The sequence below is a fragment of the Paraburkholderia sp. CNPSo 3272 genome, assembly GCF_024206495.1.
In the GTDB taxonomy this organism is placed as follows: Bacteria; Pseudomonadota; Gammaproteobacteria; order Burkholderiales; family Burkholderiaceae; genus Paraburkholderia.
Genome location: NZ_JAMBPQ010000041.1, coordinates 39,172 through 63,339 on the forward strand (window position 1 = coordinate 39,172; position 24,168 = coordinate 63,339).

The window sequence follows — 24,168 nt, forward strand, 5'->3', positions numbered from 1 at the left end:
GCCCTTCGTTTCAGGACAACACATGGCACACCTACCTCAGATCAAGATCCCCGCCACCTACATCCGCGGCGGCACCAGCAAAGGCGTGTTCTTCCGCCTCCCGGATCTGCCCGCCTCGGCGCAGCAGCCGGGCGTCGCGCGCGACAAGCTGCTCATGCGCGTGATCGGCAGCCCCGACCCGTACGGCAAGCAGATCGACGGCATGGGCGGCGCGACGTCGAGCACGAGCAAGACCGTGATTCTGGCCAAAAGCAGCAAGCCCGAGCACGACGTCGACTACCTGTTCGGCCAGGTCGCCATCGACAAGGCTTTTGTGGACTGGAGCGGCAACTGCGGCAATCTCTCCGCCGCCGTGGGCCCGTTCGCGATCAGCGGCGGCCTCGTCGACCCGAGCCGCGTGCCCGACAACGGCGTGGCGACCGTACGCATCTGGCAGGCCAACATCGGCAAGACCATCATCGCGCACGTGCCGATGACGAACGGCCACGTGCAGGAGACGGGCGACTTCGAACTGGACGGCGTGACCTTCCCCGCCGCCGAAGTGCAGCTCGAATTCCTCGATCCGGCCGCCGAGGAAGAAGGCGCAGGCGGTTCGATGTTCCCCACCGGCAATCTCGTGGACGACCTCGAAGTGCCTGGTGTGGGCACGCTCAAGGCCACGATGATCAATGCGGGCATCCCGACGATCTTCGTGAACGCCGAGGCCATCGGCTACACGGGCACGGAATTGCAGGACGCGATCAACAGCGACGCGCAGGCGCTCGAAAAATTCGAGACGATCCGCGCGCACGGCGCGCTGCGCATGGGGCTCATCAAGCAACTCGACGAGATCGCCACGCGCCAGCACACGCCGAAAATCGCCTTCGTCGCGAAGCCCACGGGCTATACGGCGTCGAGCGGCAAGCGCGTGGAAGCCGGCGATGTGGACCTGCTGGTGCGCGCCATGTCGATGGGCAAGCTCCATCACGCCATGATGGGCACGGCGGCCGTGGCGATCGGCACCGCGGCGGCCATTCCCGGCACGCTCGTGAATCTCGCGGCGGGCGGCGGCGAACGCAGCGCGGTGCGCTTCGGGCATCCGTCGGGCACGCTGCGCGTGGGTGCCGAGGCGCGCCAGGAAAACGGCGAATGGACGGTCACGAAGGCCATCATGAGCCGTAGCGCCCGCGTGATGATGGAAGGCTGGGTGCGCGTGCCGGGCGACGCGTTTTAAGGAGCGGTTTCGGGAGTGCGCGGTTCGCGCTGATGAAAAAACCGCCCTGACGCTGCGATGCGTCAGGGCGGTTTTTCGTTCTCGTCGCGGATCGAACTAGTACAAGCGCGCCGCGCTCAGCTCTGCGGTGAAGAAGGCAAATACGGCATCGGATCCACCGGCTTGCCATCGCGGCGCACCTCGAACAGCACCGCCACGCGGTCATTACTCTCGTTGCCCATCTCGGCGATCTGCTGGCCCTGATGCACCGTGTCGCCGGTCTTCACGAGCAGACGGCGGTTGTGCGAGTATGCCGTGAGGAAGTCCTTGTTGTGCTGGACGATGATCAGGCTGCCGTATTCGTTCAGCCCCGTACCCGCGTACATGACTTTTCCGTCGGCGGCGGCGATCACGGGGTCGCCGGCCTTGCCGGCGATCTCGATTCCGCGCGTCGTGCCCGGCGCGAACGGTTCGACCACGCGGCCATGCGCCGGCCACACGAGTGCGACGCTGTTCGCATGCCGTGCCACTTCGGCGGCAACCTGGCGGTTTCCAGCTGCGTTCGGGTTGGCATTCGCCGTCGCTCCGCCTGCTTGCGGCGCGGCCACCTGGACAGTGATCGTCTGCTTCGAAACCAGCTTGATCGACTGGCCTGCGCGCAGGTGACCGTTGGGCTTCAGGTGATTCCAGGCGGCCAGATCCTTGACCGAAACACTGTGCTTTTGCGCGATGCGCTGCAGCGTGTCGCCGCGGCGCACACGCACGTACGTCGTTTTCGTGACGACGCGCGTGACGGGCGCACTCGCCGCCTGTTGTGTGCCGCTGGCGTCAGCACTCGCTGCGTCGGAGGCCGGGGCCGGAGCCCCCGCGGTGTCGGGCTGCGGTTGTTGTTGCGGTTGCGGCTGGTTCATGTTGGCGCAGCCGCCCAGCAGGGCCGCCAGCCCCAACGCGGCCCAGAACCCCTTGAGACCACGCCGGCCAATACGATCGTCTTCGAACATTGCTTTCTCCTGCGGTGCTTGCGGCCGTGCGTTGCTGCGAGCGGAGGCCGGGACGGTCTGCTGCGGATGCCGCGCTCCCGCCCTCATGGCGTTCCGGCTCGCCTGCGCCGGGCTGCTTCTGTCTGCATCTAAAACGACTGCATCTCGAACCATACACATTCAACGCACGCCATCGCCCCATTAACGAACGAGCGTGCCATCTCATATTCGATGCGGCATTGTAAAGCGCCGCTACACGAAATCAGCCCAGGGAGAACACTTTGAAACAAATGTTAATTAAACGAATTCTTGCCCGATAAAGGCATCGACAAAGGGCCAGCAGTCACCGTCCAAACCCGCCCCGAGCGGCATTTGCCGCGACAGCATGATCGTGCCCCTTCCCTTGCCTTATCGGCACACCCCCCGGAAACTTGAACGGCGCACTGGTCACGTCCACTGAAAGCCATTTGAAATTACGCTAACATCGCGGCATCAACGTAAACCCGCAATCTGGCGGGAACCCTCGCGTGTTCTTCAGGTCTTTTCCTGCGTTTGTCGTGCGCCGGGCCTGGTGACCCCTTCGCGGTCCCTGGCGCCAGACGCGCCGGGAACGTCGCCCGAATTCCTGATTTCCCGATTTTTTCCAGCCAGGTACTTCCAGCATCTGCCCGCCCGGCCCGTTTTGCATCACCGGCTGCTTCATGCGCCCCATACCGGCCAGGCCTGCTGCTCCAACATGCCAAAGTCATCCAACCGTCTAGTCGAACTCGATTTCTTCCGCGGGCTCGTCCTGCTCATCATCGTCGTCGATCACATTGGCGGCAGCATCGTCTCGCGCGTCACGCTGCACGCCTACGCGTTGTGCGACGCGGCGGAGGTCTTCGTCTTCCTCGGCGGTTTCGCCACGGCCACCGCATGGGCCACGCTGTGCGCACGCCGCACCGAGGCCGCGGCGCGGCAGCGCTTCATCAAGCGCGCGTTCGAGATCTACCGCGCGTTCGTCGTGACGGCGCTCCTGATGCTGCTCGTCACGGCGATTCTCGTTGCGTGCAACGTGGATGCGCCCAACCTCGCCACCACCGATCTCGACGATCTCACGCTCGCGCCTGCCGCCGCGTTGCGCGACATCGTGCTGATGCGCCGCCAGCCGTATCTGGCCGGCGTACTGCCGATGTACGCCTGCTTCGCCCTCGCCGCCCCCCTCACGTTGCCGCTCGCGCGCACGCGGCCGTGGCTGCTGCTGGCCGTTAGCCTCGCGCTCTGGGGCGTCGCGCCGCACCTGGCGCCGTGGTTGCCGCATGTCGAAGACGTGCAATGGGACTTCAACCCGTTCGGCTGGCAACTGATGTTCGTGCTCGGCGTGATCGCGCAGGCGCAACCCGTGTTCCAGCGGGTGAACGCGCACCGTTTCGGCACGCTCGTGACCCTCGCCGCGCTCGCTGTCGTGGCGGCCGCCGCGATCTATCGCCTGCAGCTCGGCAACGTCGCGCTCGACGGCGACTTCAAGCGCAACCTCGCATGGTTTCGCATGCTCAACTTTCTTGGCATCGCGTGGCTCACGGCGCATGTCATACGCCTCGGCTGGGCGAAACGCGTGGCGCATGCGCTGCCCTGGGTGGGCCTCGTCGGCCGCAAGGGGATGCTCTCGTTCGTGGCGGGGGCCGTGATTTCGCTCACGGTCGACTCGGTGCTCTACTGGTACACCGACGGCTATCTGAACGTGCCGCTCGGCCTGTGCGCCGACGCCGTCGCGATCACCGCGCTGCTGCTCGTTGCGCGAGCGTCCGACCCGCTCAAGCGGCTGCTGCCTTCGCGCGCCAAAGCTTCGGTGTGAAACGACGCGGCTCGCAGGCCATGCCCGGCGCGCCGGCTAGCCGATCACGGCTTCCGGCGCGCACGGGCGGCTGCTAGCATGATGACCCCGCGCCGCCGGCGCGCCACCGCCCTCGATGTCCCTGCCATGCGCAGACTTCTTCGCACCGCGCTGCTCTCCCTCGCTCTCTCCTGCGCGGCACTCGTCACGCCAGCGGCGCCGGCCGCGGCGAGCACAATCGTGGTCCGCTCGTTCCACGCGGACGCCCTCAGCCGCGACTGGCCCTACGTGGTGTACCTGCCGAACGGCTATCGCGCTGATCAGGGCCGCTACCCGGTGCTCTATCTCCTGCATGGCAACAACGGCGAGCCCATGGACTGGGTCACGCAAGGCCAGCTCCAGACCACGGCCGACACGCTGATCGCCCGTCACGAGATCCCGCCCGTGGTGATCGTGATGCCGCAGGGCGGCACCGACTGGTACGTCGACCGCAAGGAGAGGATGGAGACGGCGTTCTTCCAGGATCTGCTGCCCGAAATCGAGTCGCGCTTCGCAGTGGACGACGCGCGCGACGGCCGCGCGATCGGCGGTGTCTCGATGGGCGGGTTCGGCGCGCTGCGCTACACGCTGGAGCACCCCGACATGTTCTGCGGCGCGCTGCTGCTATCCCCTGCGGTCTATGCGGGCGACCCGCCGCCCAGCTCGGCGGCGCGTCACGTGGGTGTGTTCGGCGACCATCAGTTCGATGCGCAGATCTGGCGCACGCTCAACTATCCGGCGCTCTGGAAGCCGTATTTCGCGCAGCCCCGGCGCGTGCCGTTCTTTATCGCCGCCGGCGACGACGACCTCGTGATCCAGGCCGAGTCGTCGCTGCTCTACACGCGGTTGCGCGAGGCGGGCAATACGGCGGCGCTGCGCATCGTGGACGGCGGCCACGTGTGGCCCGTGTGGCGCGAGCTGCTGCCCGCCGCGCTCAAGTACACGCTCGCCTGCTTCCGTTGAGCGACGCGCGCGATGCGCCGCGCCGCGCCGCGAACTGAGCGTAACTGGGCGTCATTCCGCCCAGTTCACCCAGAGCACCATCAGCACGGTCATGAGCGCTGGGCCGATGAAGATGCCGATCAGCCCGAAGGTCGTCGCCCCGCCCAGAATGCCGAACAGCACAAGCAGAAACGGTAGACGCGTGGAACTGCCGATCAGGACGGGCCGCACGAAATGCTCGGCGACGAACACCACCACGAATCCCCATATCGCGAGCGCCGCCGCCGCGATCAGCGAACCCTGGATGACGAGCCATAGCGCCGCGCCGCCGAACACGATCGGTGCGCAAAACGGCAGCATCGCCGCGATGGCGGTGACGGCGCCGAGCAGCGCTGCATGCGGCACGCCGGTCGCGATATAGGCGGCGGCCAGCAGCACGCCCTCGCCCAGCCCCACGACCACGAGCCCCGTGACCGTGGCGCGCACCGCGGCGGCCATGCGCTGCAGGAGTTGCGCGCCGTCGGCGCCGAAGGCGCGGCGCGCGCCGCGCATCACCGTTGCCGAAAGACGCGGGCCCGCCCGGAAGATCACGAACAGCGTGATGAGCATGAAGGCGAAAGTCATCGTGGCGTGGGCGGCGCGCGCCCCGAAGTGGCGGCCGAACGAAGTGATGGTGTCGCCGTGCAGGTTCTTCATTGCCGGCGAAGCTTTGAGCGGCTGGGCGAGATTGGCCTGCCACCAGTCGCTCACCTGGCGGCTGCCGACCGGCAGATGCGCAACGAAGTCTGGCACCGGCACGCCGTTCTCCTGGGCGTCGCGCAGCCAGAGATAGAGTTCGTGGGCCTCGCCGCCCGCCTGAATGGCCGTGATGGCTATCGGCAGCAGCACGAGCACGCCGATCGCGGCAGTGAGCAGCGTGGCGATCAGCGTCTTGCGGCCCTTGAACGGGGCGCGGCGCTCGATTGCCTGATAGGCGGGCCACAGGACGATGGCAAAAACGCTCGCCCACGCCACGGCGGGCAGGAACTCGCGCACGATCCACAGCGCCAGCAACACGAGCGTGGCGTACAGCACCGCGGAGGCGGCGCGCTGGATTTTTTGCTCGTTTGCGGAGTTCGGAGCAGGCGGACGATGAATCATGTAACCTCTAGAAAATTCAAAAAACAAGCACCCGGTTTCATCGCTGCGCAGGTGCGGTGCCACCAGCCAGCGTGGTGCAGCAAATTAATTCAGCCCGCCCGTCTTTCCTCAGAGCCCGATCCGGCCAAACCGTTCCGTCCCTAGGCTGGAAGCGCTCCAGACGCCGGGTTTCGGGCCGCTCGATGTCGCGCCTCGTACAACAGTGCGTTGCACAAATTCGAGATAACGACCCCAAATCCCCCGCAAACCCCCATTCCTTCGTGAATCGCAACGTGTCGCAGGGCGATTGTTGCTGATAGTGGAATTGTGTTTCAACGGCGACAGAATGGCACTTGTCAGCGCGCAGGACTACATTCGCGGCACCACACTTACGGAGCCGACAATGAAGAAAAAAGCGTGCCTCTCGCTTGACGGAGCCAACGGTGAGCGTATCGAAATACTCGAGCAGACGGATACGGCGCTGGTGATCCGCTGGGTCGAACCCGGTCGCTGCCATTATGGCGAACAGCGCTGGCGCCGCCGCTCGGCGCATTCTTCGGGCACCTGCGCCGTGTCGCGCCGCAAGATCCGCCGCGGCGACGCCGTGTTCAAGCCGGCCGAGCGTCCCGCGCCGCTCAACGCCTCCGTCATGATCGCCGCCGAAGTGTTCGGCGACCTCATCGGCGCGGAACTGGCGAAGTAAGCGCAGCGACGTCGCCCGGGCGGCCTTAACGAGGCGCGAGCGAAATGGCCCGCGCGGCATGGCGCGGCGCGAAGCCCGCCGATGCGGCGCACAACGCCGCCACGCGCGCGAACACATCGGCGTCGAAGGCCGCGGCGCGCGGGCCCGAGCGGTCCACGTGCAAGAGCAACTGCTCGCTCGCCGATACGGGCGCGGCACGCGCATCGTCAAGATCGCCCGCGAACATCTCCAGATACAGCCGCACACGTTTCGCGTCGTGCTCGATCACCCGGACCTCGACGCGCACGTGCGCGCCCTCCTTGATCTCGTGGAGATAGTTCAGGTGCGCCTCCAGCGTGTACAGCGACCGCCCGCGCGCCTCGCGCGCGGCCGCGTCGAGCCCGATGGCGTCGAGCAGCGCGTCGGTCGCGTAGCTGTAAATGAGCATGTAGAACGCGTCGCGCAGGTGGCCGTTGTAGTCGACCCACTCTGAGCGCACCGTGTCCCGGTAGATCACGGGCGCCGTTTCGTTCGTCATCCAGTCCTCTCCCGTCTCCCCATTCGGTGCCCGCGTGCAGGCGGGAGCAGTGTAACCGCAGACCCGCCTCGTCCGCCGCGACACCGGCAGGCTCCGGCGCCGCCGCATGCGCGGCTGCGCCGCCGTGCAAGCCGCCCGCCGCTGGGGTAAGGTTGAACGGTCGCGGCACAGCCGCCACCCTGTAACCCCCGTTCCAACGCCCTTCAACCGCCGCCTCCCGCGCGGCGCTTCGCGAGGCCCGGCCATGGCAGAAAACACGCCCCCGCTTCCGTTTCCCCCGCAGCAGTTCTCGCTCGACGTGATGCTCGAGAAGTACGCCAAAGGCGACGAGCAGAGCGCCGACGACATCTACCGCCGCGTCGCGCGCGGCGTCGCGCAGGTCGAGCCGCCCGCGCTGCGCGCCGAGGTCGAGGCGCGTTTCGTCGACAATCTGCGCAACGGCGCGCTGGGCGCGGGGCGGATCATGAGCGCGGCGGGCGCCGGCATCGAAGCCACGCTGATCAACTGCTTCGTGCAGCCGGTCGGCGACAGCATCCAGGGCGTGGACGCCGAGGGCCGCCCCGGCATCTACGTCGCGCTGCTGCAGGCCGCCGAAACCATGCGGCGCGGCGGCGGCGTGGGCTACAACTTTTCGGCGATCCGGCCGCGCGGCGCGCACGTGAAGTCGACGGGATCGAGCGCATCGGGCCCGTGCAGCTACATCGACGTGTTCGACGCCTCTTGCCGCACCGTGGAAAGCGCGGGCGCACGCCGCGGCGCGCAGATGGCCGTGCTCGACTGCGATCACCCGGACCTGCCCGAATTCATCGAGGCCAAGCATTCGAAGGGGCGCTGGAACAACTTCAACGTCTCAGTCGCGGTGACCGACGAATTCATGCGCGCCGTGGAAAACGACGCGCCCTGGCAGCTCGTGCATCGCGCCGAGCCATCGCCCGCGCTGCGCGCCTCGGGCGACCTGCAGCGCCGCGACGACGGCCTGTGGGTCTACGCCGAAACGCGCGCCCGCGCGCTGTGGGATGCGATCATGCGCTCGACTTACGACGTGGCCGAGCCGGGCGTAGTGTTCATCTCGCGCATGAACGAGGACAACAACCTGCGCGCGCTCGAATCCATCCGCGCGACCAACCCGTGCGGCGAGCAGCCGCTGCCCGCGTACGGTTGCTGCAATCTCGGACCGCTCGACCTAACCCGTTTCGTGATCGACCCGTTCGCCCAAATGCGCGGCGGCAAGGCAGATTTCGACTGGAATCAACTCGCCGCTCGCACGGGCACCCAGGTCCGCTTTCTCGACGACGTGCTCGACGCCACGCTCTGGCCCCTGCCCGAGCAGCAGGCGGAGGCGGCGGCCAAGCGGCGTATCGGCGTCGGCTTCACGGGACTCGGCGACGCGCTCGTGATGCTCGGCATTCGCTACAACTCGCCCGAGGGCTGCGAATTCGGCGCGCGCGTGGGGCGCACGATGCGCGACGCCGCCTATCGCGCCTCCGTCGAGCTTGCGCGCGAGCGCGGCGCGTTTGCGCTCTTCGACGCGCGGACCTACCTCGAAGAAGGCACCTTCGCCTCGCGCCTGCCTGACGACCTCAAGGCCGAGATACGCGCGCACGGCATCCGCAACAGCCATCTGCTTTCCATCGCGCCCACGGGCACGGTGAGCCTCGCGTTCGCCGACAATGTCTCGAACGGCATCGAGCCCGCGTTCTCGTGGACCTACCAGCGCACGCGCCGCATGGCCGACGGCAGCCGCGAAACGTTCAACGTCGAAGATCACGCGTGGCGCGTGTTCCGCGAACTGGGCGGCGACGTGGGCGCACTGCCCGCATACTTCGTGAGCGCGCTGGAAATGAGCGCGCAGGAACACGTGGCGATGATGGCGGCCGTGCAGCCGTACGTCGACACGTCGATCTCGAAGACCGTCAACGTGCCCGCCGACTATCCGTTCGAAGACTTCGAAAACCTCTATCTCGACGCATGGCGGCGCGGCCTCAAGGGACTCGCGACCTACCGCCCGAACGAGACGCTCGGCGCGGTGCTGCAAACGCTGCCTCCCGAAGCGGCAGCAACGGCCGACGACGCGCTCGGCGACGCCCTGCTCGACCCGCTGCGCGTGGCAATCGACCATCGGCCCAAGGGCGAGTTGCCTGCCGTGATCGAGAAGATCGAATACATCACGCAGACGGGCAAGGTGTCGCTCTACGTCGCGGTGTCGTTTCTCGAAGTGACGGGCCAGGTGGGCGGCGAAGCCGTGACGATCGAGCGGCCTATCGAATTCTTCATCCCCGTAGGCCAGCGCGACGAGCAGCAGCAATGGATCACGGCGACCATGCGTTCGCTCTCGCTCGCGGCGCGAGGCGGCTTCGTTGCGCGCAATCTGCAGGATTTGCGCAAGGTGTCGTGGGATCGCGGCCAGGTGCGCTATGGCGAGACGCAGCGTCTGGACGGCCGGCGCATCCCGCTGTGGCACGACTCCGAGGTCGCAGCCATCGCCTACGCGATCCAGCAGATCCTGCATCGGCGCGGCTTTCTCGACGCCGAGGGTCGGCAAGTGCCATCGCGGCTGCTCGCGCAGCGGCGCGACGGTGCGTGGGCCGCGCAGTTCACCGGCAACGCGCGGGCCGCTGCGGAACAACCCGGCGACCAGGTGCTGGACGGCGACAACGCGCTGCCCGCCGACACCAAGCACGCGTTTGCTCACGCGATGCTCGGCCGCAAGTGCGGGTCGTGCGGGGCGAATGCGGTGATCCGCAAAGACGGGTGCGACTTCTGCACGGCGTGCGGGGAGATCGGGACGTGCGGCTGAGCAAGCGCTTGTGGAAGCCCTATGACTGCAAGCTTTCGGCGATCTGGCCGCTTGCAGTCACCTTATCCAGCGTGGCAACCAACTCGTGGACAGAATCGATATTATGGATACCTGAGCAGGGAGACGGCCCTGTGATCGATGCCGGCCTGCCGCATACCAGCATGAGGATCGGCACCAGCGGCGCGACGCTGGCCACTTCCTCGACGAACAACGGGGCGCGCCACGCCATCGGCTCCGGGTAAATGACAACCGCGGCGGGCTGCTGATTCTCTACGGCGTGCGCCAGCTCCTGGAGCGTGCTCACGGCGCTTGCGTGATAGCCTTCCGCGCGAAGCAATACAGTCAGCGATTTCCTGAACAGATCAGAGTTGCTGAAAACCACGACGGTGACAAGACGGCGGCGCATCAATTGCCGTGCAATCCCCTGGCTTCGCAGCCGAAGTTCACACGAAAGCAGGACCACCCTTGCGAGATCGTAGGCTTTGCGCGCCTCGCTGGCTTGGGGCGAGTCGGCCGAATAGCGGCGTATGACGCGTTCGAGTACGGCGGATCTTGCCTCGAGCAATTCCAGAGCGAGATCGAATTCCCTCTCGAGCGCGCCACCTTTGAGCTGGGAACCTGCCATGTCATCTCCCGCGATCTACACCACGGACGGCAATTCCCATTCTAGTAAAAATTATGGTCGACATTCGCGGCGAGCCGCGCACGCCCTCTAGCGCTTTGCCGCCTGCTGTTCCTGTGCAAGCGCACGCCTGGCGTTCTTCGACGCCGCATCGACCACCACGTTGAAGTTGCTTTGCGCGACTTCGACGGCCTGCTGCCCCGTGTTCCCGAGCGTCTGATAGAGCGTATTGGCCGCGGTGATCGCGGAATTGAATGCCGCCACCGCCGCCTCGGAGCCAGCCGGCGCGTTTCGGGTCGCTTCCTCGAAGAACGTCTGGGCCCGTTGCATGCATTCCTGCCCTTCCACCTGGGCGGCTCTGAGCGCTTCGGCCTGCCCCGCCGACATGATGCCGAGAACCTCGCGGTTATACGACTGAACCCTCTCGGCCAGCGGGCCGACGAGCGCGCCCTGAAGGGCCACCCAGTCCTGCGGGTTCTCCACCGTGCTCTGCGCCAGCTTCAACGCTTCCTTGAGCGTCGCTCGCGTGAATTGCGCGTTGAGTTCGACAAGCTTGCCGATGCCCTCGACCATCGTGGTGGCCAGACCGCACTGATGTCTCCTGGTATTTTGATGAGGACTGGCCGAGAAATGCTTGGATGAGGCGTGTATGAGCATATGCCCCGCATGACCGAAAAGTACACTACGGCCACATGTTCGTAAATCTGTCTTTACGGACGCGCGCTGCTAGTCTGGGCTAGCAGGAGTCGCGCAGTCGATGTCCTCTGAGGAGAGCGCCAGCGGCATGAGATTTGCCAGGTAAGGTCGTTGCCCGGCTTACGGTTTTGTCAGGGGCAAAACTTTCTTATCGTCCCCGAGGTAGCCCGCAAACCCCCGCGCCAGCGCATTGGCTTCACTACTTCGCAGGAGCCTCAGCACCTGCGATTCATAAGGATTGCTGGCCAATGGGCGGAATACCACGCGCCCGCCACCCGCAGCCCCGAGCGCGGCGGGTACGAGCGCGACGCCCATGCCGAACTCCACCATCGTCACGACGGTTTGCCAGAGCCGCGCTTCGTGGCGAATTTGCGGGCTGAATCCGGCCTCCACGCAGGTCGCGATGATCTGGTCGTGATAATGCGGCGACACCGAGCGCGGGAACAGGATGAACGACTCGCGCGCTAGCGTGCCAAGTTCGATGCGGCGCCGGCGCGCGAGCTTGTGCCCTTCCGGCAGACAGCACAGAAACGGCTCGGCAAACAGCACCTCCGTTTGCACCTCGGCAGGAAAACGCCCCCAATGCGCGAAGCCGAGATCAATCTGCAGGCGCTGCAGCGCCTGCACCTGCTCGGCCGTGTTCATCTCGCGCAGCACCACTTCCACGGCGGGATGATCGGCCTCGAAACGCCGCACCGCCGCAGGCAGCCCGCGATAAAGCATCGAATTGACGAAGCCGATGCGTAGCCGCCCCGCCAGTCCGTGCGCGGAGCGCGCCGCGATGCGCCGCACTTCGTCGGCCTGCTCCAGCAGCCGCCGCGCCTCTTCGAGCAGCACGTTGCCCGCGTTGGTCAGCGCGACGGCCTTGTTGCTGCGTTCGAGCAGTTGCACGCCTAGCTGCTCCTCGAACTTGCGGATGTCGAAGCTCAACGCCGGCTGCGAAATGAAGAGCCGGCGCGCCGCGCGCCCGAAGTGCAGCTCTTCGGCTACCGCCACGAAATAGCGCAGCTGCTTGAGTTCCATGGTGGAGTCCTTAGGCGTCTTATCGATAGATGGCACTTATCGTACATGACATCGGTTGTATTGGACCCTTATCGAAGCGGCCCCTAAGCTACGCCGAAACGCAGAGCAAAACAGCATGGAGACAGCACACGATGAGCGATCGCCCCGCCTTCGCCGCACAGGCCGCGCCGGCAAGCAGTTCGGCCAGCATTCCCGATAGCCGCGGCATCAACTTCTTCACGAGCGACCCCGGCTTCGCGCCCCTTTTGCGCAGCTATCTCGGCGATGCTGCATTCGGCGCGATCGAAGCGCGCCTCGTCGCGCTCGGTCAGCGCGCCTCCGACGAACTCGACGCGTTCGCGCTAGTCGCCGACAAGCATCCGCCCACGCTCGAGGCGCGCACGCGCAGCGGCGAAGCGATCCAGCGCATCGACAAGCATCCCGACTACGTCGCGCTCGAACGCGTCGCCTACGCGGAGCTTGGCCTCGCGGCCATGAGCCATCGCGAGAACGCGCCCGCGCCGCTCGTCAAATACGCGCTCACCTATTTGTTCGTGCAGGCCGAGTTCGGCCTGTGCTGCCCGGTGAGCATGACCGACTCGCTCACGCGCACGCTTCGCCGCTTCGGCTCGCCCGAACTCGTTGCGCGCTATTTGCCGATGCTCGCGTCGCAGGACTTCGACACGCTCTACCAGGGCGCGATGTTCATGACCGAGCAGGCAGCCGGCTCGGACGTGGCGCGTATCGCCACCCGCGCCACGCGAGAGCGCGACGCAAATGGCGAGGACGTATGGCGTCTTCACGGCGACAAGTGGTTCTGCTCAAACGCCGACGCCGATCTCGCGATGGTGCTGGCGCGCCCCGACGACGCGCCGCCCGGCATCAAGGGCCTCGCGCTCTTCCTGCTGCCGAAGACGCTACCCGACGGCACGCGCAATACCTACCGCATCGTGCGCCTGAAGGACAAGCTCGGCAGCCGCTCTATGGCGAGCGGCGAGATCGTGCTGGAAGGCGCGCAGGCGTACCTGATCGGCGAGGTGGGGCGCGGCTTTCATCAGATGGCGGACATGATCAACATGTCGCGGCTGTCGAACGGCGTGCGCGCGGCGGGCCTCATGCGCCGCGCCGTGACCGAGGCGCTGCACGTCGCGCGCAACCGCGAGGCGTTCGGCCGCAAGCTCTTCGAAATGCCGCTGATGCAGCGTCAATTGCTCAAGATGATGCTGGCCGCCGAACAGGCGCGCTCGATGTTCATGCGCATCGCCACGCTGCTCACGCGCGCCGATGCCGGCGACGCCCCGGCGGCGAAGTGCGTGCGCATTCTCACGCCGCTCATCAAGTTCCGCGCCTGCCGCGACGCGCGCCGCGTCACCGGCGACGCCATGGAAGTGCGCGGCGGCGTGGGCTATATCGAGGAGTGGAGCGATCCGCGTCTCGTGCGCGACGCGCATCTCGGCTCGATCTGGGAAGGCACGAGCAATATCGTCGCGCTCGATGTCGCGCGTGCGGCGAAGCGCGAAGGGGCGCTCGAAGCGCTGACGCAGCACGTGCATGCGGAGCTTGCGAAAAGCGGCCTGCCTGAAACCAGTGCAGCGCTCCTGCGCGACGTGTTCGACCGCGCGGGCGCGGCGCTCGTCAGCGTGGCCGAATGCGGCCGCGACGAGTCGGTGCGCCAGGCCGCAAGCGCGCTCTATCACGCCACGACGGCGGCCCTCATGGCCTGCGAAGCCGCGCAGATTTCGCACGACGCCCCCGATTACCGGCGCCTCGCATTCGCGCATCTGCTGGTGCGCCACAAGCTCCTGCCGCGCGACCCGCTCGCGCTCGATGAACGCGACGAAAACGCCGCAACGCTGCGCGCGCTCGTGGACGAACGCGCGCTGACGCTCGAGCAAGCCATGCAACTGATTCCGGCACATCGAGGCTCGCGATGAACCCAACAAAGGAATCCGAAGCAACCGCGGTGAACGGCGCTTTGCACGGCCTGCGCGTGATCGATCTGAGCCGCGTGCTGGGCGGTCCGTACTGCACCCAGGCGCTCGCCGACCACGGCGCCGAAGTCATCAAGCTCGAACCGCCCGACGGCGACGAAACGCGCGGCTGGGGCCCACCCTTCGTCGGCGATACGGCGTCGTACTACGTTGGCGTGAACCGCAACAAGCAGGGCATCGCCGTCGATCTCTCGCGCGAAGCGGGTCGCGCGATTCTGTGGCAGCTGCTCGAAGGCGCGGACGTGCTGGTCGAAAACTTCAAGCCTGGCACGCTCGCGCGCTGGGGCATGGACTACGAGCGCGACCTTCACCCACGTTTTCCTCGCCTGATTCACTGCGCGATTTCGGGCTTCGGTCCGGACGGCCCGCTCGGCGGCCTGCCCGGCTACGACGCCGCGATTCAGGCGATGGCGGGCCTGATGAGCGTGAACGGCGAGCACGACGGCCCCGCGCTGCGCATCGGCCTGCCGATCGTGGACATGGTCACGGGTCTGAACGCGCTCGCCGGCGTTCTGCTCGCGCTGGCCGAGCGACAAATGAGCGGCCTCGGGCAGTCGGTGGATATTGCGCTTTACGATTGCGGCGTGTCGCTCCTGCATCCGCATCTGCCGAACTATTTCGGCAGTGGCCGCACGCCGCAGCGCAGCGGCAACGCGCACCCGAACATCGCGCCGTACGACAGCTTCGCGACGCTCAGCGCGCCCATCTTCCTCGCGGTGGGCAACGACCGCCAGTTCGCGAAGCTCTGTGCGCACCTGGGCGTGCCCGATCTCGCCGATGACCCGCGTTTCGCCGATAACCGCAACCGCTGCGCGCATCGGCCGGAACTCAAGGCGGCGCTCGAAGCGCAGCTTGCCGCGTACGACTGCGAGCCGCTCGCGCGCGACCTCATCCGGGCCGGCGTGCCGTGCGGCCCCGTGCAGACCGTCGACGCCGTGGCCGCGCATCCGCACACGCAGCACCGCCGCATGATCGTCGAAATGGATGGCTATCGCGGCACGGGCGCGCCCGTGAAGCTCTCGCGCACGCCGCCGACGTACCGCACGCGCCCGCCCGCGCTCGGCGCCGACACGCGCGCCGTGATGGACGCGCTCGGCATCGACGCCGATACGCAGCAACGGCTTTTCGAAGCCGGCATTGTCAAGGAACCCGAAACGACGCCAGGCGACTAGCGTTCCATCCCACCCCAACGAATACAGACCGGCCGAAGCCGGCTCACCCGATCAAGGAGACATGCATGACCCGCCCCGGCACCACCCCTGCGCGCCAGCCCGCCCGCGCTTCGCTCGCCGCCTTCGTCGGCACCACCATCGAGTGGTACGACTTTTATATCTACGCCACCGCTTCGGCGCTCATCTTCGGCAAGCTATTCTTCCCCTCCCACGAGCCGTTCTACAGCACGCTCGCCTCGTTTGGCACCTTCGCCGTGGGCTTTTTCGCGCGCCCCTTCGGCGGGCTCGTGTTCGGGCATCTGGGCGACCGCATCGGCCGCAAGAAGGCGCTCGTCGCGACGCTGTCGATCATGGGCGTCGGCACCGTGGGCATCGGCTTTCTGCCGACCTACGCGAGCGCCGGCGCGCTCGCCCCGGCGCTCCTCGTGCTGCTGCGCGTGGCGCAGGGCATTGCGATTGGCGGCGAATGGGGCGGCGCGGTGCTCATGGCCGGCGAGCACGCGCCCAGGGAAAAGCGCACGTTTCTCGCCTCGTTTGCGCAACTCGGCAGTCCGGCCGGCCTGATTCTCGCGCTGCTGGCGTTTCGCAGCGTCGCGCATCTCGACAAGGATGCGCTCTTTGCCTGGGGCTGGCGCTTGCCGTTCATCGCGAGCGCCGTGCTGCTCGTGGTGGGCCTGCTGATCCGCTCGGGTGTGGGCGAGTCGCCGGAATTCGAGGCGATCCGGACGCAGCGCCGCACCGCCGCAATGCCGATCGTCGAAGTGCTGCGCGACTCGTGGCGCGCCGTGCTGCTGTGCCTCGGTGCTAATGTGATCGGCGTGGCGGGAGCGTGGTTCGTCAACACCTTCATGCTCAACTACACGACGCAAACGCTCGGACTCGACCGCGGGCTGATTCTCGACTGCCTGTTCGTCGTCGCGTTCATCCAGCTCTTTACGCAGCTGTTTTCCCGCTGGTTTGCCCAGCGCGTGGGCGCCGGGCGCTTCCTCGTGCTGGCCGCCGCGCTCGCCATGATTTCGCCTTATCCGATGTTCGTGCTCGTCTCCACTGGCCGGCCGGTCGCCATCGTGGTTGGCATTGCAATTGCCGTGATGTGCATGTGCAGTTCGTACGCGGTCATGGCGGGTTTCATGACGAACGCGTTCCCGGTGCGCGTGCGCTACTCGGCTATTTCGATCTCCTACCAATGTTGCGCGGCGCTCGCGGGGGGCCTGACGCCGCTCGTCGGCACGCTGCTCGCGCATGACTATCCGGGCCAGTGGTGGCCGCTGGCGCTGTTCTACAGCGCGCTTGCGGCCATTTCGCTCGTGTGTATCGCGGTGCTGCAGCGCAGGCAGTCGTCGGCCACGCAAAGCGATGTGGGGCTCGCGCTGCAGGACTAACGCGCGCCCCTACCCGGCAGCCGCAATGGCCTCGATCAGCCGGTTCAGCGCAGCGCGCCACGCTTCGCTGTTCGGGCCTTCGGTCAGCAGCGCGCCGACCACCTCCCGATGCAGCGCATCGCGTCGCGCGCCCGCGGGCAGAATGTCGCCGAAGCCCGCCAGCGACTGCGCGAGCGGCGCGCTGCCGCCCTCGCTCTCATCGCGCGTCAAGGCGCGCAAGAGGTCTTGCGCCGCGTCGGGCACGGCCGCGATCATGAGCATGCGCTCTTCCCAGATCACGAAGCGTGCGAGCCGCGCCAGCAGGCTTTCCGTTCCGGCGCCGCCTTCGACGTTCGCGGTCGCGGCGAAGGCCGGCGTCGTGTCGAGCCACTCGATCAAGCGTGCGCCCTCCATCGGCCTCGCGATGCCATAGCCTTGCGCGCCGTCCACGCCGAGAATGGCGAGTGCGCGAAGGAGGTCGAGCGTATCGACGCCTTCGGCGAGCACGAACCTGCCCAGCGAATGACCGAGGCGCGTCAGCTGATAGATGACGCGCAGCGTATTGAGCGCGTCGCCGCCGCTCACCCTCACCATCTCGCGGTCGAGCTTGACCCAGTCGAACGGCAATTCCCGCAGGCGCGTGAGGCCGCTATGCCCCGCACCCAGATCGTCCTGCGCGAGGAGCACGCCGAGCTCGCGGAACTTCGCGAGAATCGCGCGCTGCCCCTGGCTCAGCGACAGTGATTCGTTCTCCAGAACTTCCAGTGTGAGCCGCGCAGCCGGGCAACGGTGCGCGGCCAGCGCGGTGCGGGCGGCCTCGAAATAGCGGATGTCGTTGAGCGCCGCCGGCGGCAGATTGATCGAGACATCGAGGTCGCGCCCCTGGGCGAACCAGCGTTCGCGGTCGGCGAGCGCCTGGTCGATGCCGCGTGCGAAGAGCGCGAGCAGATCGTCGGAGGAGAGCGCCGGGAGAAACATGTCCGGCATGAGCAGGCGCTCGCCGTCGCGCAGACGCGCCAGCGCTTCGACCTTGGTCGCCTTGCCCGTTGCGAGGCTGAGCAGCGGCTGATAGTGCATCTCGAGCGCGCCGGTGCGCACTAGCGCCGCCCAATGCTGGCGCACGCTCACCGGTACCGCGGCGCTCAGGCCGTCATGGGCGGAGATGCGCATCGCGGCGCAGCCGAGCAGCGTTTGCAGCAAATCGACGAAGGCCACCTGATGGGGCCCGACGAAGCCGCCCGGAAACGCGCTATACAGACTCAGCACGGCGAGCGGCGGCTGCCCGGGCGCGGCCAGCGGAATCGCCACCGAAGAGCGCACGCCTTGGCGCGCCGCGAGATCGCGCCACGGCGCGACAAGCGGATCGGTCTGATAGTTGACCACGCGCTCCGGCTTGCCGCTGCGCCACGCGCGCCCAATGGACCCCTGCCCTTGCGGATGATCGGCGCGCACGCTAATTTCGTGATCGTGGCCGGCGAGCATGTTGAGCATGCCGCCTTCCGTCCTGCCGCCCGCGCCGGCCTCGAAGTGAAAAATACCCGCTTCGTCGGGACGGCCGATGGTGCAGGCGCTCACTTCGTCGTGCTCCGCCAGCGCGCCGATCACCTGGTCGATGAAATTCGTGTAGCCGGCCGCCTCCCACACGAGACGCGTGATGCGCAACAGCGCCTCCTGCTGCGAGTCCTGAACGGCCTGATACGCCTTGAGTTGCCACGCGAGGTCGGCGGTCAGGCGGCGCGCGTAGAGCGAGAGTTGCTGCGTACTCACTGTGCGGCCGACGTCCGCGTAGATCAGCTCCTGAAGAATGCCGCGGCTGCGCACGAGTTCCTCCTTGTCGAGCCCGACGATGGCATGAATGCGGCCAATGCGCAGCGCCATGTCCTCGTGCTCGCGCGCGCTCAGGCCGACACTCGCGAGAGCAAGGAGATTCTGGGTCTGGCGCGCCTTGAGATGCGCGAGTTCCGCGCCCGAAAGCATTTCGAGGATGCGGCGGGATTTGGGCAAGCGGCCCAGCTCCTCGTAGAAGCGGTTCACCACGTGGGCCGCGTGCTCGTGTAGCGCGCCAATCAGCGTTTTCATTTTTGAGCCTTCGATATCACCGCCCTGGCGTCACGGCCCGGATCTGCAATTCGGGCACGGTCTCGCGCCAGGTTCATGGCCGTGGTGGTCATTAGCGGCCGCTCGAACAGCGATTTCTGGCTCGCACAGATGGAATGATACGTCATGCGCCGCCGGCGTCCGCGCGCGGCGGCATACACAAGGCGGCGCACGCGGGCGCCAGGAGCGCCCAACGTCCGCCTTCAAAGCGGCGTGAGCAGCGCCTCGCCCGCGAAGTGCCGCGCCGCGTTTTCGGCGAAGTGGCGCACCGTGGCGGTGCGCACGTCGGGAGACGCGCCGGCCACGTGCGGCGTGAGCACGATATTGTCTAAACCGATCAGCGCAGCGGGCGGCAGCGGCTCGCCCTCGTAGACGTCGAGCCCCGCCCCACCCAGCGCCCCCGCCTTCAGCGCGAGGGCGAGTGCGGCCGTATCGACCACGCTGCCGCGCGACACGTTGACGAGAAAACCCTGCGGCCCCAGCGCGTCGATCACGGCGCGATCGATCAGATGCTTCGTTTGCGCGCCGCCCGGCGTCGCGATCACGAGAAAGTCACTCCATTGCGCGAGCGCCATCACGCTCTCGAAGTAGCGCGCCTGAGCGCCCTCGCGCGGCTTGCGGTTGTGATAGCCGAGTTCCATGCCGAAGCCCGCCGCGCGCTTCGCAACCTTCTCGCCAATATGACCGTAGCCGACAATGCCGAGCCGCCGCCCCGTTACCGTGGGACGCATGGGCAGCGCGTCGCGCCAGACACCAGTGCGGCACGCGGCGTCGAAGTGCGGCACGGCGCGCACGGCCGCGAGCAGCAGCGCGAGCGCATGGTCGGCCACGCAGTCGGCATTGACACCCGCGCCGTTGCACAGCGCGATGCCACGCTCGCGTGCATGGTCGAGCGCGATATTCTCGTAGCCCGCGCCAAGCGCGGCCGCCAGTTCGAGCGCGGGCATGCGGTCGATCTCGTCGGCGGTGAGACCCGTCGTGCCGTTGGTGAGCACCACGTGCACGTCCTTGCCGCGTTGCGCGACCGCTTTGGCGCGCGCATCGGCATCGGGCGCGTAGATCACGTCGAACTGTTCGCCAAATCCGGCGAGGTCTTCAGCGGGAAGCAGTATCAGGACCAGCAGGCATGGCTTCATCGTCGTGTCACCCTTGCGTCAATGTTTCGATATGCGAATCGAATACCGCACGCCCGCGTGTGGACTTCACACGGCCGTCACATAACGCGGCGGCAACACCTCGACGCGCGGCGCGGCCGCGGCGGCTGCGGCGTCGCGCGCCCGGCGCATCTGGTCGGCCGGGCTCATGCCGAAGAGGCGCTTGAATTCGCGGCTGAACTGCGACGCGCTTTCATAGCCCACGCGCGTGGCCGCCGCGCTCACGGTCAGGCCGTCGTGCGTGATCAGGAGGCGCGCATGATGCAGGCGCGTGGTCTTCACGTACTGCATGGGCGACGTCGAGGTGACGGCCTTGAAGTGCGCATGAAAGACGGCAAGGCTCATGCCGGCTTCGGAAGCGAGCGTTTCGACGTCGAGGTCGCCGCGGTAGTCGGTGTGAATGCGCCGCAGCGCCTTCGCGATACGCCCGAAGTGATGCTGGTGCGTGAGCGCCGCGCGAATCGCGTCGCCCTGCTCGCCCATGAGCACGCGGTAGCAGATTTCGCGCACGATCGAGGGGCCCAGGATGCGCGCCTCGTACGGCTGCGCGAGCGCTTCGAGCAAGCGCAGCACGGCGTTCGAAAGCGTGGCGTCGAGCGGCGTGGCGTAGATGCCCGAAGGCTCGGACACGGCACGGCGCGGGTCGTCGAGCGCCATGAGCAGCTCGGCGACAGTCGTGAGGTCGACGCGGATCGAGATCGCGAGAATCGGCTTCTCGGGGCTCGCCTCGGTCTCGCACTCGAACGGCATCGGCACCGAGAGGACCAGGTATTGCTGGGCGTCGTAGATGAACATCTGGTCGCCGAGAAAGCCGCGCTTGCGTCCCTGGCAGACGATGAAAATGCTCGGTTCGTACATGACCGGCTGGCGCGGATGGCTTTCGCTGCCGCGGTAGAGCCGCACGCCTTCGACCGCCGTGGCGTGCACGCCGTCGCGCTGCGTAATTTGCATGAGCAGGTCGACCGTGCGCGCCTGCGTGGCGGCCGCCGGCGCGATGGCCGCCGCGGCGAGGGTTTTGACGTAGCCCATATCGGTTGTGCCCCAAAAGATGAAGTCAGGCAGAGAAACAGGCTTGCCAATCTATCACTGAACCTGTGGATGTGCTGAGCACCAGGAGAATCAGGCAAGTCTTCGATAGCTTCAGGTATTCCCTGGGTGGGTGCCGATCCTTACGATGGGAACCCTGCCGCAACACCCATGCACTAGAGGAGAGCTAACACATGTACCCAACCTACGGATACGCCGCCCGCGACGCCGCCTCGCCGCTCGCCCCGTTCGAATTCCAGCGCCGCGACCTGCGGGAACTCGACGTCCGTATCGACGTGCTGTTCTGCGGCGTGTGCCACTCCGACCTGCACCAGGCGCGCGACGAATGGCGCAACACGATTTACCCGGTCGTGCCGGGCCACGAGATCGTCGGCCGCGTGGCCGAAGTCGGCAAGGGCGTCACGAAGTACAAGGTGGGCGATCTCGTCGGCGTGGGCTGTCTCGTCGACTCGTGCCGCACCTGCCCGAGCTGCGCCGAAGGCCTCGAACAGTACTGCGAGAACGGCTGGGTCGGCACCTATAACGGCGCCGACCGTGTGAGCGGCGACATCACCTACGGCGGCTACTCCACGCAACTGGTGGTGGATGAAGCGTTCGTGCTGCGCGTGCCCGAGAACCTCGATGCCGCCGCGGCCGCGCCGCTCCTGTGCGCGGGCATCACCACCTATTCGCCGCTGCGCACGTGGGGCGCCGGCCCCGGCAAGAAGGTCGGCATCGTGGGTCTCGGCGGACTCGGCCATATGGGCGTGAAGCTCGCCCATGCCATGGGCGCACATGTGGTGCTGTTCACGACGTCGCCCTCGAAGATCGAAGACGGCAAGCGCCTGGGCGCGGACGAAGTGGTGATCTCGAAGGACCCGGAGCAGATGCAGGCGCACGCCAACAGCTTCGACCTGATCGTGAACACCGTGGCCGCGCAGCACGACCTCAACCCGTTCATCGAGCTGCTGCGCCGTGACGGCACGATGACGCTGGTGGGCGCGCCCGAGCACGATCACCCCTCGCCGCAAGTGTTCAACCTGATCATGAAGCGCCGCCGTCTGGCGGGCTCGCTGATCGGCGGCATTGCAGAAACCCAGGAAATGCTGGACTTCTGCGGCAAGCATGGCATTACGTCGGATATCGAAATGATCAAGATGCAGGACATCAACAACGCCTATGAGCGCATGCTCAAGAGCGATGTGAAGTACCGCTTCGTGATCGACCTCGATTCGCTGCGCAAGTAACGCGCACGCAGCGCAGGCAAAAGACCCGCGCATCCCGACGTAACACTCTGCCCCGCCGGGCCATCCGTTCCGGATGGCCCGCCAGCCCTTTCCCTTCGAGGCCTTCTTTTTTGGCCTCCCGTAGTCGAGCCGGCGTCACATGCGCCGCCATCCAATCGTCATGGCTGTTTAACCGCTGAGCGTCGCTTTCCGCGAGACGCCGGCACCGCGAAGCGCTTTCATCGCTACGCGGCTCACCCTTTTTTGCACCAGCGCGGATTTCGTTCAAGCCTCAAGCCCATTGCAGGAGCTCGCCCGTGATCGACCGCATCCAGGCGATGCGCACGTTCGTGCGCATCGTTGACACCAATAGTTTCACCAAAGCCGCGCAGTCACTCGATATGCCGCGCGCCAGCGCTACTACGCTGATGCAAAACCTCGAATCGCTGCTCGGCACGCAATTGCTCGTGCGCACGACGCGGCGCCTTTCGCTCACGCCCGAAGGCGCCGCGTACTATGAGCGCGCCTCGCAGATCCTCGCCGACATCGACGATGCCGAAGCGAGCGTGCGCCAGTCGCCCGGCGCGATCGGCGGGCGCTTGCGCGTGGAGATGCCGGGCCTCATCGCCAACGCGATCGTGCTGCCTGCGCTCGACGAGTTCCACGCGCGCTATCCGCAGATCGACCTCGTGATCGGCGTGAGCCTGCGCAACGTCGATCTCGTCGGCGAAGGCGTGGATTGCAGCATCCAGCTCGGCGAGCTGCCCGATTCGGGACTCGCGGCGCGGCGCCTCGGCGTGCTGGAGCACGTGACCTGCGCGAGCCCCGCGTACCTCGAGCGGCATGGCGCGCCGCAAACGCTCGACGATCTCGCGCAGCATCCGGTCGTCAACTTCCTCTCGCCGCTCACGGGCCGCCCGTTCGAGTTCGACTTCGAGGTGGAGGGCAGTCCGACCAAGGTGAAGGTGGACGGGTTCGTGCATGTCTCCGACGAGTTCGCCTACCTCACGTGCGGTTTGCAGGGCTATGGCCTGATCCAGCCGCCGCTGCTCGCTGCGCAGCCATACCTGGACAGCGGTGCGTTGGTCGAGGTGCTGCCGCAGTGGAAGCCGCTGCCCACGCCGGTATCGGTGGCGTTCGTGAAGTCGCGACAGTTGTCGCCGCGTGTGCGCGTGTTCGTCGACTGGCTTGCGGAGCTGTTCGAGGACGCGGGCGCGGTTAATCGCGATCTCTCGCGGGTGCGGCAGTTGTTGGAGGGGCTGCAGCTGGCGCCTGTCTGAGCGTTTGCGGTTTTTTGCTTTGGCCTTTTGCTTTGGCCTTTAGCTTTGGCCTTTACTTGTGTTCGCGTCGGTATGCAGGCGTTGCCCCTGTGCGGGGCGGCACCTACTTTCTTTGCAGCCGCAAAGAAAAGTAGGCAAAAGAAAGCGGCTCAAACCGCCAGTGCCTGCCACCGTTCACATCTCGTCGTACATGGTGAATGGCTCCGGAGCGTCTGTCACCTCGCACCACCAAAGTGAGTGACAAGGCAGTCATTCATCCCGCTGCTCGCTACGCGCGCTGCGGTTGGGGCTGCATGGGACACCAGGGGCGCTGTCAGCCTCGGCGAGGATGCACGCGCACCAATGGTTTCAGGTTATGCCCTTCGGCGCGCGGAGCGCCGCCGGAAGGATGACTGCCTTGTCACCGACTTTGAAGGTACGGAGTGACAGACGCTCCGGA

The 24,168-nt window shown here is 66.6% G+C and carries 19 protein-coding genes; 10 read left to right on the forward strand and 9 right to left on the reverse strand.

From position 1 onward, the window contains the following. The first annotated feature begins 22 nt into the window (after positions 1-22). Entirely contained in the window at positions 23-1,213 is a 1,191-nt protein-coding gene (gene prpF, locus M3I53_RS31470; RefSeq protein ID WP_254319723.1) for a 2-methylaconitate cis-trans isomerase PrpF, read from the forward strand. Between the two features lie 116 nt (positions 1,214-1,329). Here prpF and M3I53_RS31475 read toward each other — a convergent pair whose 3' ends face one another. Beyond that, a complete protein-coding gene (locus tag M3I53_RS31475; protein WP_254319724.1) occupies positions 1,330-2,193 on the reverse strand; it encodes a peptidoglycan DD-metalloendopeptidase family protein in 864 nt (287 codons plus the stop codon). A gap of 715 nt (positions 2,194-2,908) precedes the next feature. On the opposite strand from M3I53_RS31475, the gene M3I53_RS31480 reads away from it, so the two are divergent. Both M3I53_RS31480 and M3I53_RS31485 read left to right on the forward strand, forming a co-directional pair. Next, entirely contained in the window at positions 2,909-4,006 is a 1,098-nt protein-coding gene (locus M3I53_RS31480) for an OpgC domain-containing protein (RefSeq protein ID WP_254319725.1), read from the forward strand. 126 nt (positions 4,007-4,132) lie between these two features. Further along, positions 4,133-4,987 carry an esterase family protein gene (locus M3I53_RS31485; protein WP_254319726.1) on the forward strand — a complete coding sequence of 285 codons (855 nt, stop codon included), beginning with the start codon at positions 4,133-4,135 and terminating at the stop codon, positions 4,985-4,987. Between the two features lie 51 nt (positions 4,988-5,038). On the opposite strand, the gene M3I53_RS31490 is transcribed toward M3I53_RS31485, so the two are convergent. Then, positions 5,039-6,106: an AI-2E family transporter gene (locus M3I53_RS31490; RefSeq protein WP_254319727.1), complete on the reverse strand. Its 1,068-nt coding sequence runs from the start codon at positions 6,104-6,106 to the stop codon at positions 5,039-5,041. Between the two features lie 382 nt (positions 6,107-6,488). Here M3I53_RS31490 and M3I53_RS31495 point away from each other — a divergent pair, with 382 nt between their 5' ends. Then, positions 6,489-6,788: a DUF3331 domain-containing protein gene (locus M3I53_RS31495; RefSeq protein WP_028205587.1), complete on the forward strand. Its 300-nt coding sequence runs from the start codon at positions 6,489-6,491 to the stop codon at positions 6,786-6,788. 25 nt (positions 6,789-6,813) lie between these two features. Here the strand turns inward: M3I53_RS31495 and M3I53_RS31500 are convergent, their stop codons facing one another. Continuing rightward, positions 6,814-7,305, reverse strand: a complete 492-nt coding sequence (locus M3I53_RS31500; protein WP_254319728.1) for a thioesterase family protein — start codon at positions 7,303-7,305, stop codon at positions 6,814-6,816. 244 nt (positions 7,306-7,549) lie between these two features. On the opposite strand from M3I53_RS31500, the gene M3I53_RS31505 reads away from it, so the two are divergent. Next, complete coding sequence (locus M3I53_RS31505) at positions 7,550-10,102, forward strand: adenosylcobalamin-dependent ribonucleoside-diphosphate reductase (RefSeq protein ID WP_254319729.1); 2,553 nt, start codon at positions 7,550-7,552, stop codon at positions 10,100-10,102. A 19-nt stretch (positions 10,103-10,121) separates the two neighbouring features. On the opposite strand, the gene M3I53_RS31510 is transcribed toward M3I53_RS31505, so the two are convergent. The 3 genes from M3I53_RS31510 to M3I53_RS31520 all read right to left on the reverse strand — a co-directional run bounded on the left by M3I53_RS31510 (position 10,122) and on the right by M3I53_RS31520 (position 12,443). Further along, positions 10,122-10,727, reverse strand: a complete 606-nt coding sequence (locus M3I53_RS31510; protein ID WP_254319730.1) for a hypothetical protein — start codon at positions 10,725-10,727, stop codon at positions 10,122-10,124. Between the two features lie 87 nt (positions 10,728-10,814). Further along, positions 10,815-11,309, reverse strand: coding sequence for a TIGR01841 family phasin (gene phaP / locus M3I53_RS31515; RefSeq protein ID WP_302057917.1), 495 nt, complete (start codon positions 11,307-11,309; stop codon positions 10,815-10,817). A 231-nt stretch (positions 11,310-11,540) separates the two neighbouring features. Next, complete coding sequence (locus M3I53_RS31520; protein ID WP_254319732.1) at positions 11,541-12,443, reverse strand: LysR family transcriptional regulator; 903 nt, start codon at positions 12,441-12,443, stop codon at positions 11,541-11,543. 131 nt (positions 12,444-12,574) lie between these two features. Between M3I53_RS31520 and M3I53_RS31525 the strand changes: the two genes are divergently transcribed. From M3I53_RS31525 to M3I53_RS31535, 3 genes are all read left to right on the forward strand, one after another. Beyond that, on the forward strand, positions 12,575-14,356 hold the full coding sequence (locus tag M3I53_RS31525; protein ID WP_254319733.1) for an acyl-CoA dehydrogenase family protein: 1,782 nt from the start codon (positions 12,575-12,577) through the stop codon (positions 14,354-14,356). Continuing rightward, positions 14,353-15,585: a CaiB/BaiF CoA-transferase family protein gene (locus tag M3I53_RS31530; RefSeq protein ID WP_254319734.1), complete on the forward strand. Its 1,233-nt coding sequence runs from the start codon at positions 14,353-14,355 to the stop codon at positions 15,583-15,585. The genes M3I53_RS31525 and M3I53_RS31530 overlap by 4 nt, the downstream gene beginning before the upstream one ends. Positions 15,586-15,650: 65 nt before the next feature. Continuing rightward, entirely contained in the window at positions 15,651-16,967 is a 1,317-nt protein-coding gene (locus tag M3I53_RS31535) for an MFS transporter (RefSeq protein WP_254319735.1), read from the forward strand. 9 nt (positions 16,968-16,976) lie between these two features. Here the strand turns inward: M3I53_RS31535 and M3I53_RS31540 are convergent, their stop codons facing one another. The 3 genes from M3I53_RS31540 to M3I53_RS31550 all read right to left on the reverse strand — a co-directional run bounded on the left by M3I53_RS31540 (position 16,977) and on the right by M3I53_RS31550 (position 21,226). Continuing rightward, positions 16,977-19,025: an EAL domain-containing protein gene (locus M3I53_RS31540; RefSeq protein ID WP_254319736.1), complete on the reverse strand. Its 2,049-nt coding sequence runs from the start codon at positions 19,023-19,025 to the stop codon at positions 16,977-16,979. A gap of 221 nt (positions 19,026-19,246) precedes the next feature. Next, the gene (locus M3I53_RS31545; RefSeq protein WP_254319737.1) at positions 19,247-20,179 is read right to left on the reverse strand and encodes an NAD(P)-dependent oxidoreductase; all 933 of its coding nucleotides are present in this window, start codon (positions 20,177-20,179) and stop codon (positions 19,247-19,249) included. Positions 20,180-20,245: 66 nt separating this feature from the next. Continuing rightward, on the reverse strand, positions 20,246-21,226 hold the full coding sequence (locus M3I53_RS31550; protein WP_254319738.1) for an AraC family transcriptional regulator: 981 nt from the start codon (positions 21,224-21,226) through the stop codon (positions 20,246-20,248). Positions 21,227-21,417: 191 nt separating this feature from the next. On the opposite strand from M3I53_RS31550, the gene M3I53_RS31555 reads away from it, so the two are divergent. After that, positions 21,418-22,470 (forward strand): NAD(P)-dependent alcohol dehydrogenase, encoded by a 1,053-nt coding sequence (locus M3I53_RS31555; protein ID WP_254319739.1) that lies wholly within the window; start codon positions 21,418-21,420, stop codon positions 22,468-22,470. A 299-nt stretch (positions 22,471-22,769) separates the two neighbouring features. Then, on the forward strand, positions 22,770-23,729 hold the full coding sequence (locus M3I53_RS31560; protein ID WP_375542610.1) for a LysR family transcriptional regulator: 960 nt from the start codon (positions 22,770-22,772) through the stop codon (positions 23,727-23,729). Positions 23,730-24,168 lie beyond the last annotated feature (439 nt).